We start from the raw sequence: 12,714 nt of genomic DNA on the forward strand, positions 1-12,714 counted from the left end.
TATGACAATTAGTAATGTTAATACTAAATATGATACTAAAAATTCCAAGCGAAAGGTAATTTTTGAATTTTTAACTGTTTTTGCTGCTGTTTTTGGAACAACCGTCGGGGTTGGTATTTTTATTAAAAATTCATCACTTTTAGAAAGCGCCAAAAATCCATTCGTGATTATTGGCTTATGAGTAATAATTGGTATTACTTGTATGACAATGTTACTATCGTTTTTAGAAATTGCTTCGGCAAAAAAAGAAGGTGCTTGAAATCTAGCTGCATGATCATGTGCAATAATGAATAGAAGAGCTGGATCATTAATATCTTTATTTTATTTAATTATTTATGCACCAATAATGAATGCTACACTGCCCTTATCAGCATCGGTATTTTTATTTACAACACTAAATAATTGACTTGGTGAAGGTTGAATAAATGCAAATACAGAAGTAATGCTAATAATGTTAATAACCATTTTACAAATTGGTTTAACTTATATTTTAAATAATTTTTTACCAAATGCTGCAAAATGATCAATTACAATAATTAATTTGGCTAAATTCATTCCTTTATGTTTAGTTTTAATTGGTGGATTTGTTGTTATGGCAACTCCTTCATCATTTTTAGATGAAAATGGTAATTTATCATCATCGAGTCGTGATTTTACTATGTCAGGTACTTTAATTGCAATTCCAATGGTTGTGTTTTCAATTGATGGTTTTTTAGGTTCAATTGCAATTGAAAGAGAAATAGAAAATAAACACATTGTAAGCAAGGCAAGCATTACAGCGGTTGCTGCATTTACATTATTTTATTTAATAATGTCTATATCAATTTTTTTTGGAACAGACAATGGCGATGCATTTGGTTTAATTATGACAATATGCAACAATAATATAATTGCTGGAAATATAATTCAAATGCTTGTGGCAATAATGGCATTTGGTTCGGCTTTGGCAATGTCTGTTTTCGGATGAGTTAACATAGTATCATCATCTGAAATGGGATTAATTGCAAAGAAAAATCAAAAAGTACCATTTACTAGAATGCAAGCAAATTCTATTTCATTTGCAATATCATTAGCTGTTGGTGTTATATTTATGTTAACTTCATATTTTGCTAAAAAAGATTCAATGTTTTTAGAAGAAAGTGCAATGTCTGCATCAGATGTTGTGCTTTGATTATTAAATACAATGTCAAACGCAGGAGTCACGCTCTCATTTACAATTTATTTAATTTTAATTATAGCTGCAATTGATAATCGCTATAAAAAACGAGTAGATGTAAATAAAATTAAAGGCGGATTGTTTTACATGTATTTTTCTGCAATAACACTTATCCTTTCGTTAGTTTATACATATTATGATATATTCGCATCATTTGCAAAACCTTCTTTGGATGATAAATTAAGATCTATTTTCTTAATTATATTAGTTGTAATATGAGGACTGTCAAGTTTTATTAACGAAATTGAATTGGCAAAAAATAATATCGAAGATGAAAAATCACGTTGGGTTTTAAATATTATTTATCCAACAAAAAAATTAACGGCAGAAGAAAAATATCAAAAATTTATAGATAACAAAAAAAGAAAAATAAAAAGTATTAGTTAATGACTAATACTTTTTATTTGGTAAAATTAACTAGTTTAACAAAGAAATCAGGTGATATCTATGAATAATCAAAAAATTTCGTTTTTAGGTTATATTTGAATGGGATTTACTTTTGTAGCTGGAATAACTTTTACAGCTAGTTTTAACGTTGTAGTTATGATGCAATCTACCGCTGATAAGGATACTGGTGGTATAGGATTAAATATTATTTGATTATTTGTTGTAGAATTTTTTGTTGTATCTGGGGCCATTTATGCTTATATAAAAAATATTAAAATGCTTCCAAAATATAATGGTGGTGCTTTTCAAATTGTCAGAACTTCTTTAGGCCGATTTTGGGGTTTTTATACGGCTATATTAAACTATATTTTGTTTCCTCTTATTGTAGTTGTCTATTTGACATCAATGTTCAAAAATAATTTCACAGATTTAGTTGTTAATTTTCAAGGTGACAGTCAATTCATTGGATCTTGAACAGATTTATTTTGAGATTTAATAGCTTACTTTATTTACTTAGGAATAGTTGCTTTTTTTTATTTAGGTTTTAACAAATACAAACAAATAGTTAAATATGCTATATATGCCGTTTGAATCTTAACAGCTGTTATAATTTCATTTGCCATCATTAGAATTATAGAGGTTGGTAGTATGAACCTAAATAATTATACATCTTCAATAAAGACTGTATCATATAAAGCGTTTAGTCAAGTATTTACATCTATGTTTTTTGCCTTTTCTGGTTTAGAATCGTTCATTATTATTGGAAATAGAATTAAAAATCACATTAAATCATTACCTGTTGGTTCAATAATTATTATGTTTTCAACTATGGTTTTTTATATAATATTTACAATATTATTATTAACTACATCGAGCGTAAATGCAGATAGGAATCCAAATAACAATATGTTTGGCGATGGCAATACTTTTTTGAGAACAAGCGGAATTATAATAGTTGTAATCACAACTTTCCTATTAAGATTTGTTTCAATTTTACAAATAACATTTATCAATTCATTTATTACACAACCAATTTCCATGCAAGGATATATTAATGAAAAATTTAGTTATACAAATAAAAAAGGTATTGCAACTAAAGCAATATGATTGAACACAATAATAACAACAGTTGCAATAATTTTATTTTTAATTCTTCCAGATATTATTGAAGGTATTACAAAACAAAAAATTGGTCTAGAATATTTGCAACTTTCACAAATGGTTTCTTTTTTTATATTGCAAATGCATATTGTTGTTATAACTGGAACTTTTATACAAACCTTTAAAGGAAGACTAAAACTTTCTTTTTGAGAATTTTCTTGAATTATGATTTCTTATTTAATAATCATCTATGCATGAATAAATTACATTATAAATCAAATAGACAATCTAATGTTTATCAAATGAACAAACATAGATGCCAATTGAGTTCGAGAAAAATTGTCATCATTAATGCTATTTATAGGTTGAGGATTATTAATAATATTTGTAGTAACAATATATTACGCATATTACATGAAAAAAATCAAAAAATTGTCTACTTCAGAAATAGGATTGACACAATTAAAACTTTTGAATGAACCTTTCCGTTTTTATACTAAATACGAATTAGATAAACACATTAAAGAAGAACAAAAAGAAGATGAACTAGATGATATTAAAAAAATTAAAAAAGTATTTCAAAAGAAACTTAAAAATAACTAAATTAGAGTAAAATATTACTTGATTGGGGGGATCATCATGAATTATTATGGCAATATGGGCGGAATAAAAATTTGAATAATTATAGCCAATATTTTTGGAATTGTTTCTGGTGTTGTAGGACTAATTGCATTTTTTGCTTATATGCAATTATTTATTGATAACAATACTTTTAACACCATTCCAATTGAAAACTATGGAATAATTGCAATTCTAGGCGCAATAACAACATTTATTTCAATGCAAACAATAATTTTTGGAATTTATCTAATAAATTTCTTAGTAAAAAACAGTGACGAGGAAATATCGAATAATAGATACATACTAGCGGCTTTATCACTTACAGTTGGTGGAATTTTTACACCTTTTATATTAGCTAGATTAAGAAGTGAAAATGTTGTTTCAACTATTGCACCAAGATTTTCAACATCAAGAGCAATTAGTTTACACTCTTTAATTGGTGGTGTTACAGGTTTAATTGTTTTCTTTGGAATAATTTTAGGTTGTACATCTAAAAATGGTTTGAATTTGAGCGATTTATTCAATTCAAATGCTAATGAATATGTACGTATTGGTTCTATTGTGTTGATATCATTTTTAGCTGGTTCTTCTTTATATGGATTATTAAGTACGTTATTATTTTTCCAAAAAAATGCGTATGAAAAATATAATAATAAAAATAGTTTAATGAACTTTTTAGGCTATTTGAATGCTATTGTAATTACATTTGAATTAATCATTATGTTAATTTGATCAGTAATTAGAATTATATCTTTATTAATAGACATATTTGCAAATGGCAGAGAAAGAGGAATTTTATTTGGAATGTTAAACGCCATTATAAATTTAATTACCATTATTTCAATTATATTTGTAATGTGAATTATTGTAGAAACTATCAAAGGTATGTGAACAAGAAATAACGAAGCAACAATTGTATCTTTTAAAAGAATGGAAGAAATGCAAAATAAACGAATTGGCGAAACATCATTTTCAGAATAAATAAAAATCTTAAAAGTATTTATTACTTTTAAGATTTTTATTTTGTCCTAATAATATTACTAAATCATTTTTGCCGAAAAGCAAAATGAGTCAAATAATAATAATTTATTCAATTTAGAAAGCGTTTGTTGTTCAAAGTACAATGATGCCAATTTAATTATTTCAGCTCGAAATTGTTCTTGAACACTAGTTCAACCTATATATCCAATAATTATTAACAAAATTACTAAATATGCAAAATACTGTAATATTATTGATAAAACAACATGAGATTCATCTGTTATTGGATAAACAAAAATTAAACAAATTGTTAAAATGCCAAAAAAGAAGCCAAATCAGCCAATTGAAAAAAACAAAATTAGCCTTTTTCTTAAATTATCTTGTAAATTAATTTTATGATTAACTAGAACTGAATATTGCAGTATATACATAATATTTACTATATCTGTTCTTGTCATTCTCTTTTCATAAATATGTATAAAATTATTTTCATCTCTTTTTTTTGGATAAACTAATCTACTAAAAACCCTTCTCCTTGTTGGCTTTAACTTAAAGGAAGTCAAATCAAGATCAACTACAATTAATTTAAATAAGGTTTCACCATTGTAATCTGTTTTAATTAATTTCACAAAAAACTTTGAAATATAGTTAAAAATTAAAAAGCCTAATAAGCAGCTCAAAAAAATTATCATTATTAGTAAAGACAGATAAGTTGTATCCTCTAATCAAATTATTTTATTCAATGTTCAAACACCTACATTCTAATAAATTATTTCTAAAGCTTGATAATAGTTAATATTGCCATCGTCATTCAATAAAGGTTTGCCTACAAATATTTTCTTTTTATATACTGCCATTCTAAAAAAAACCTTATTTGAAAACAAATGCAATTCATTATCCTTAAAAGAATAATAATAAGTTTTTTTATCATCAATAATGGATATTAAAAAACTTGTTAAATCCAAAGTTTCTATGTATTTTAATCCAATTGGTAATTTTAAAATATTTACTAATTTTTTATCAATTAACTCAAAAATACAATCATTTATATCTAACACTAAAATTTTACTACCTACACTAATGACTTTCTTTGCTAAAAATAAATACTGTTCAAACATATTATTTTTCATGTCAAATGAACCACAAATAAAATCATTTGGATTGGCAAAAAAAAGTGTATCAAAATTTTGGCCAATAATAACTTTATTTTTTAATTGTAATATTTCTTCTTTTTGCTGAAATTCGTTATCAAATCAAAATGATTGCGCAGCTAATTCGCTATCATTTTGTCATAAAAATGTAATTAAATAATTATTATTAAAATATATTATATTTTGTACAACATTATCGTTTTTAAAATTAATTTTCACATCCGTATCCGAAATAGCATTTACGCCCAATGTTAGTTCTAACGGATAGGCTATAAAATTTCTATTTAAATTATTCTTTATTTTTAGATTTTCGGTTAGCGTTTCAACATCTATAGATGCCAAATGATTATCTATTTTTTTGTAATTACCTTCTGTTAAAAAAAGTTTGTTATTTACAAATCAGAAATTAGTGACTCATGACGAATGTTCAAAAATTCTGTTTTTTAAAATTTTTAATTCTTTATTTTCCATGTTTCAGTTTTATTATTTTTAATAAATATCTTTCTTTTCAGTCATAAGAATTACATCATTTAAATTTGCTATTTTAACAAATGCCCTTTTATCTAATTTATTTGAAGTCATTAAAATTACAGCTCTTTGTGATTGTTTTATTGCCAATTCTTTTACCTGTCCTTCATAAATATTTGTTGTGTATATGTTTTTTTTATCGTCCAAAGCATTTGCTCCAATAAAAGCAACATCGAATGTATATCTAGCAAGTGAGGACAAAGTTTCAGATCCCACAAACGCTCCTGTTCGTTGCAAATATTTACCACCAACCAAATAAATATTTTCATTTCCATTACCAAGTAAAACTTTAATATGTTCAAAAGAATTTGTAACTATTGTTAATTCAAATTCTGGCATAATTGCTTTGCATAGAAAGTATGTTGTCGAACCAGCATCTATAAATACAGTTGAACCCCTACTTAATGATTTTATTGCTTTTTCTGCTATCATTTGTTTAGCCGTTTTATCTTCTGTTAATCGCAGTTGTAAATCTTGTTCTTGAACAATACTAGTTTTGATTGGCTTTGCTCCACCATGTACTTTTATAATTCTTTTTTGAACTTCTAAATCCTTTAAATCTCGCCTTAAAGTTGTTAAAGGAATATTTAAATCTATTGCAATATCTTCAACGTAACTTAATTCTCTTTTATTAATATAATTTAATATTATTGTGTGCCTTTCATCTTTTATCACATTATCACCAATGTGATTATAACGCAAATATTTAATGTATATCGTTTTTAAATTAGCGTATTTAAATTTGACATTATTAAAAATAAAAAGATAGGTAACTATCTCTTGAAAAATAACTTTTGTTTATTGCAAAAATTCTAAATCATCTAGGCCATATTGCAATTTTATTGTATGCATTTTAGAACTTATGATTTTAATTTTAACTCTATTTTTAAAATTTACATATAAAGCATCATTTTTAATTTTGAAAATAACTGAAATTTGAACTTCTCAATAAGCCAAACCCGAATGCGAACTAGCATTTACAATATCAATTGCACTTCCATCACCAACAGATTTTTTTATATTTATCATTTCTAAATTTTCAGAATTAATTTGCTCAACCAAATTACCATTATAATCTCAATAACGTAAATTATCATTTAAATTAAAATTAATTTCCAATTTGCTAAAATTATTAAATACAGTATCATTTCCTTGATTTTCATCCAATTTTTTAATATCAACAATTTTTAAATAGCCGCTTTCTGAAAATTTTCATTTTTGTTTGATCGATTTGAAGATTCAGATAATGTTCCCTCATAATTTTCATTATATTTTATATTGTCTCTAATCACATAAATAACTAAATTGATATTAAATGTAGCATCTTTATATTCATCATTTCCTATGGCACTAAAATTAACTTGATTAACTTTATATACACCGTTGTTATCTGATAAAATTCTGTCAGGATACGCAATATTTCATTTTAAACTATTAAACGCATCAAAAAATACATCACTATTTTTTATTTGATTAATTTCATTATTAATTTTTTTATAAATTACATCTTGTTTATTTATAATATCGTTTATTGTGGGGTCTTCTGCATTAATATTCAAATCTAATGAAATCAATAAATTATTCAAAGCTGATCAATCAACTATCACATTATATTTAACTGTAACATCAAGATTTATAACGCCTGGAAATAATTGATTTTCTGCTTTAGCATAAACAGTCAATGAACAATCATGTTTATGATTATCATTTAAATCACAAGTATTATATTTAATTTGAAATGTTTGAGGAATTTCATTATAAGATGAATCAAAAATACCATAATCAGATTTAAAATCTTGATTTTTTTAATCCACTAACACCATCATGAATAATTTTTTCCAATTTTTCATCGTTTGACATTGACAATATGGAATCAAAATGTTCCATATCAAAAGATGATAAACTAAATTTATCATCTACAATATGACCATTTTCAATTCTGTGAGTAGAAATTTCCTCTGCAATTATTGGTGTACTCGTTACACCAAAACTTGTTGAAAACAACAAAATTAAAATTTTTTTCATACATACATTTCAAACTATAATATTTGTAATATAATTTGCCTTTAATTTTAAAATTTAATGCTTTTTGTAATAATAATAAAAGAACGCAATCAAATAATCAAAAAAATATCTTGCATAATTATTTAAACATATTTAGAAAATAAAGTCAATATTTAATATAGATGAAACTCAATGCGATATTTTCTAATTTATCATTTTAATATAATAATTATAAATTTATATATTTTTGAATTATTTTCAATTTTTGAACATAAAAAACTCTTTTTAATTCATTAACTGTAATAATTATTAATCACAGCATTTGATTAAAAAGAGTATTAATTTAGTAAAATGAAATAATTTGAAATATTTTATTTTGTTTGAATGATTTCTATTCCTGGTAAAGTTTTACCTTCCATATATTCCAAAGAAGCTCCACCACCAGTTGAAATATGAGTAAATTTATCTTTAAATCCCAACTGAATTGCTGCTGCTGCTGAATCGCCACCACCTATTAAAGTAAACGAATCTTTTAATTTTGCAATTGCTTCACATATTGCAACTGTTCCAGTTTTGAAATTTTCAAATTCAAAAACCCCCATTGGGCCGTTTCAAGCAACAGTTTTTGCATCTTTTAATTCATCTTCAAATAATTTTATTGATTTTGACCCAATATCTAGACCCATCAAATTATCTGGTAAATCAATTCCGTCTGTGAAAATTGCTTTTACATCAGCGAATGATTCAGCAGTTGCAGAATCAATAGGTAAAATTATTTTTCCATTAGCTTTTTCTAAATATTCTTTTGCAAGATCTATTTTATCTTCTTCTAATAATGATTTACCAATATTGTGTCCCATTGCTGCAAAAAATGTGTAAGCCATTCCACCACCAATTAAAATTTTATCTGCTTTTTTTAATAAATTATCAATAACTCCTATTTTATCTGAAACTTTTGCACCACCAATAATAGCAACAAATGGATGTTCGGGATTATCAATACCTTGTGAAAGCATTTCCAATTCTTTTTGAACTAAAAATCCAACACAATTTTCTTTAATATTTGATGCTATCCCTACATTTGACGCATGTGCTCTATGCGCAGTGCCAAAAGCGTCATTTACAAATATTTCTCCCAATGATGCTCAATATTTTCCTAAAGCATCATTGTTTTTTGATTCATTTTTAACAAGTTCCCCATTTACAACATCTTCAAAACGAGTATTTTCCATTAATAAAACTTCTCCTGGTTTTAAAGCTTTTATAGCTGTTTCTAATTCTAAACCACGAGTATGAGGTACAAATTTAACCTCTCTATTTAAAACTTCTTGTAAACGTTTCGCAACAGGTGCTAAACTTTTCTTTGCTTTATCTGCTTCTTCTTTAATTCTACTTAAATGTGACAATAATACTATTTTTGCCCCGTTATTAATTAAATAATTTAAAGTTGGCAATGCCGCTTGAATTCTATTGTCATCTGTAATTATTCCATTTACCAATGGTACGTTAAAGTCTACACGAACTAGAACAGTTTTATTTATTACTTGAACATCATTTAATGTTTTTTTATTCATAATAATATTTCCTCTTTTCACATATTTATTTTATAGCAAAAATAAATAGTAAACTATGATAATTTAAATAAAAAATCACTTTATAATAGAGATTTCTAACTCTAAAAAGTGATTTTTTACTGATACTATAAAGAAATAAAATGTTGAATAGTTCTAACAAGTTGTGATGTATATGAATTTTCATTGTCATATCATGCAAATACTTTGTACATTTTTTTACCATCAACTTCAATAACTTTAGTCATTGTTGCATCAAATACTGAACCATGTGTTTCACCAATAACATCAACTGATACAATTTCTTGTTTGTTATACAAATACGCTTTTGCTAAATTCGCATCTTTTTTAATTGCATCTTCCATTGCTTTATTAATAGATTCAATAGTTGCATCTTTTTTTAATTCAACTGTTAAATCTACAATTGAACCTGTAATTGTTGGAACACGTAGTGATAATCCATCTAAACGCCCTTTTAATTCTGGTAATACTAAACCAATTGCAACTGCAGCTCCTGTAGATGATGGAATTATGTTTCATGCAGCAGCACGTCCACGACGTAAATCTGAATGAGGTAAATCTAATAATCTTTGATCATTTGTTACAGCATGAACTGTTGTCATTAAACCTCTTTCAATTCCAAATGTTTCATTTAAAACTTTAGCCATAGGTGCTAAACAATTTGTTGTACATGATGCACCAGAAATAATTACATCACTTGATGTTAGTGATTCATGGTTTACTCCATAAACAATTGTTTTTAAATCACCTTTTGCTGGCGCTGAAATAATAACTTTTTTTGCTCCGGCATTAATATGTGCCATAGCTTTATCTTTATCTGTATAAAAACCAGTAGATTCTACAACTAAATCTACACCTAATTTACCTCAAGGTAAATCTGCAGCACTTTTTTCTGCATAAATTTTAATTGTTTTACCTGCAACAATAATTGAATCTGCAGTTGAAGATATTTCACCGCGACGGAATCATCTGTGTGCTGAATCATGTTCTAATAAATAAGCAAGTGTAGCTGGTGACGTTAAATCGTTAATTGCAACAATTTCTACATCTTTTAATTCAAATAATTGACGGAATGCTAAACGACCAATGCGTCCAAAACCGTTAATTGCGACTTTTTTCATATTTTTATTCCTCCATACTATATATTTATACTACCTTTTTATTCATTAAACAAGAGGTTTTAATAAAATTATAATATTTACACATGTTGAGTGTATTAGAATGTATTATGTTAGGCAACATAAAAATCAATAAATATATAAATACAAGTTAAATGTCTTCTTTTATATATTTATTGATTTTTATTATGTGTTCTTAAATACTTTAAAAAATTTATAACATATAAAATATGTCTTCTTTTGATATGATATCCGCATCTATAAAAAATCCTTTGAAGCCCACTTGTTTCACAAATGTTCAAATATTTTTATCTTCTATTGAAATAATTTTAGCATTTGTTTGTTTTTTCAAATTTGGAACTACAACAATTTTAAAATTATCAACTTTATGAATTATTACATCTGTGAATTCTAATTTTCTTTGAATAATTTTTTTGTTATCTTTTTTTATTTTATTCATATATTGTGGATCGACCAAATAAATAAGTGAATATCATGGTTTATGTTTTAAATCCATTTTAGAATGCACTTTAATTTCTTCTAATTCTGCATTTGGTATTTTTCTGTTTATTGGTATTTCTTGAATTTTTAATCCATATTTTTCCAAGTTATTGATTATAATCTTTAAAATTAATGAATCTAAAAAATCAGCAACTCCTTTAGCTAAATTGATTTCATAATTTAAATTGATTTCTGTATTTTTGTTGCCATTATTATACAAACTATCAAATGAATAAAAGTTATTAATATTTTTCTCTACTTTAATTTCCTTGAAATTATTTATATTATCAAATATTGCTGTAAATGAAAATATAAAATTACTGTTTGGCAAAAAATTTACTAGCGATGTAAAATTTCAAAATAAAGAAAATAATTTTGAATTTTTAAATATCAACATTAAAATTCTAGCAAAATCATTTTCCGTTAAAATATTTTGTGATTTAAAATCAATTTGCAAAGTTGGAGAATTTAAAATTCTAGATATTGGCAGCGAAACCAAATATTCACCTTTTTTGTCAAAAGGTTGCATATGTTTTATTATAAATTCTTCTAATAACGATTTTGTCTTCATTATTTTAATTCCCTCTCAAATAATTTATTTATATTTTAATTTTCTGATAATCTTCAGTTTACACCATCTATTTTATATGGTGCAGATAAGGCTTTGACTCTCTCTATAAATCTTTCATTTGCGATTTTTTCAAGTGTTTGTTCATCTGAATCTGTAGTTTTAAATGCATATTTTTTTTGTAATTGAGACAAAGTTAAATTTGAAGTAAAAAAAGTTAATAATTTATTTTCCATTCTATAATTCAATAAACTAAAAAGTAATTCATCTCTAGATCAAATAGATGGTTTATCTGCACCAATATCATCAAGAACTAAAACTTCTGCTTTAGTTAATAAATTTAATAACTTTGTACCATTTTGATCCGTTGTGTTAAAATCATTTTTAATTGTTCTGATTAACTTCGCAACAGTAATGAAAGCTGTTTTGAGTCCTTTATAAGCATAATTATTTGCTATTAATTTTGCAAGAAATGTTTTACCAACTCCCATTTTTCCATAAATAAAAAAACCTTTCCCCTTTTTAATATTAATGATTTTTTTAAAATCATTAATTAAATTGAATCTTGAATTTTCTAATGGTTCGCCTTTCATTTCCTTTGCATATTCACCCATTGTTTTTAAATCACTCTTTAAATCAAAATCAGCATATATATAATTTTTAATAATTTTATAATTGTGATTTTCAAATAAATAATGCTCACAAAAAGTTGTAGACACATACATTATATTGTTTTCATAGGATAAAATTTTTTTATATCCTTTAGTTTGTTGTTTACACTCAGATAAAGGACCAGAAGAACACTTAACTCATCCATTTAAAAAATCATCAATTTTAAATGAATTTTTAGAAACAAATTCAGATGATAAATTATTTTTTTTCAAAAAATTTATCACATCTATATTATTTAATGCATCTGAAATAATTTCTTCATTTTTTAGCATCA

At 25.2% G+C, this 12,714-nt stretch carries 13 protein-coding genes; 3 read left to right on the forward strand and 10 right to left on the reverse strand.

The features are described 5' to 3' along the window. The first annotated feature begins 1 nt into the window (after nucleotide 1). From AACK85_RS04295 to AACK85_RS04305, 3 genes are read left to right on the forward strand one after another with little or no spacing between them, the layout of a single operon-like run. On the forward strand, nucleotides 2–1,603 hold the full coding sequence (locus AACK85_RS04295; protein WP_338969556.1) for an amino acid permease: 1,602 nt from the start codon (nucleotides 2–4) through the stop codon (nucleotides 1,601–1,603). A gap of 60 nt (nucleotides 1,604–1,663) precedes the next feature. Beyond that, nucleotides 1,664–3,307 (forward strand): APC family permease, encoded by a 1,644-nt coding sequence (locus AACK85_RS04300; protein WP_338969558.1) that lies wholly within the window; start codon nucleotides 1,664–1,666, stop codon nucleotides 3,305–3,307. 36 nt (nucleotides 3,308–3,343) lie between these two features. After that, the gene (locus tag AACK85_RS04305) at nucleotides 3,344–4,306 is read left to right on the forward strand and encodes a hypothetical protein (protein ID WP_338969560.1); all 963 of its coding nucleotides are present in this window, start codon (nucleotides 3,344–3,346) and stop codon (nucleotides 4,304–4,306) included. A gap of 59 nt (nucleotides 4,307–4,365) precedes the next feature. Here the strand turns inward: AACK85_RS04305 and AACK85_RS04310 are convergent, their stop codons facing one another. From AACK85_RS04310 to AACK85_RS04355, 10 genes are all read right to left on the reverse strand, one after another. Beyond that, complete coding sequence (locus tag AACK85_RS04310; protein ID WP_338969562.1) at nucleotides 4,366–4,935, reverse strand: hypothetical protein; 570 nt, start codon at nucleotides 4,933–4,935, stop codon at nucleotides 4,366–4,368. 132 nt (nucleotides 4,936–5,067) lie between these two features. Further along, nucleotides 5,068–5,928, reverse strand: coding sequence for a hypothetical protein (locus AACK85_RS04315; protein WP_338969564.1), 861 nt, complete (start codon nucleotides 5,926–5,928; stop codon nucleotides 5,068–5,070). Nucleotides 5,929–5,946: 18 nt separating this feature from the next. Beyond that, nucleotides 5,947–6,660 (reverse strand): DeoR/GlpR family DNA-binding transcription regulator, encoded by a 714-nt coding sequence (locus tag AACK85_RS04320; RefSeq protein WP_338969566.1) that lies wholly within the window; start codon nucleotides 6,658–6,660, stop codon nucleotides 5,947–5,949. Nucleotides 6,661–6,783: 123 nt separating this feature from the next. After that, the gene (locus tag AACK85_RS04325) at nucleotides 6,784–7,152 is read right to left on the reverse strand and encodes a hypothetical protein (protein WP_338969568.1); all 369 of its coding nucleotides are present in this window, start codon (nucleotides 7,150–7,152) and stop codon (nucleotides 6,784–6,786) included. A 20-nt stretch (nucleotides 7,153–7,172) separates the two neighbouring features. After that, entirely contained in the window at nucleotides 7,173–7,667 is a 495-nt protein-coding gene (locus tag AACK85_RS04330; RefSeq protein ID WP_338969570.1) for a hypothetical protein, read from the reverse strand. Nucleotides 7,668–7,773: 106 nt separating this feature from the next. Beyond that, the gene (locus tag AACK85_RS04335; RefSeq protein ID WP_338969572.1) at nucleotides 7,774–8,010 is read right to left on the reverse strand and encodes a hypothetical protein; all 237 of its coding nucleotides are present in this window, start codon (nucleotides 8,008–8,010) and stop codon (nucleotides 7,774–7,776) included. Between the two features lie 350 nt (nucleotides 8,011–8,360). Further along, complete coding sequence (locus tag AACK85_RS04340; RefSeq protein ID WP_338969574.1) at nucleotides 8,361–9,563, reverse strand: phosphoglycerate kinase; 1,203 nt, start codon at nucleotides 9,561–9,563, stop codon at nucleotides 8,361–8,363. A 125-nt stretch (nucleotides 9,564–9,688) separates the two neighbouring features. Then, the gene (gap, locus tag AACK85_RS04345; RefSeq protein ID WP_338969576.1) at nucleotides 9,689–10,702 is read right to left on the reverse strand and encodes a type I glyceraldehyde-3-phosphate dehydrogenase; all 1,014 of its coding nucleotides are present in this window, start codon (nucleotides 10,700–10,702) and stop codon (nucleotides 9,689–9,691) included. Between the two features lie 211 nt (nucleotides 10,703–10,913). After that, entirely contained in the window at nucleotides 10,914–11,771 is an 858-nt protein-coding gene (locus tag AACK85_RS04350; RefSeq protein ID WP_338969578.1) for a hypothetical protein, read from the reverse strand. A gap of 35 nt (nucleotides 11,772–11,806) precedes the next feature. After that, nucleotides 11,807–12,712 carry an ATP-binding protein gene (locus AACK85_RS04355; RefSeq protein WP_338969579.1) on the reverse strand — a complete coding sequence of 302 codons (906 nt, stop codon included), beginning with the start codon at nucleotides 12,710–12,712 and terminating at the stop codon, nucleotides 11,807–11,809. Nucleotides 12,713–12,714: the final 2 nt, after the last annotated feature.

Origin of the sequence: Spiroplasma endosymbiont of Labia minor (assembly GCF_964019845.1) — a bacterium.
GTDB lineage: Bacteria > Bacillota_I > Bacilli_A > Mycoplasmatales > Mycoplasmataceae.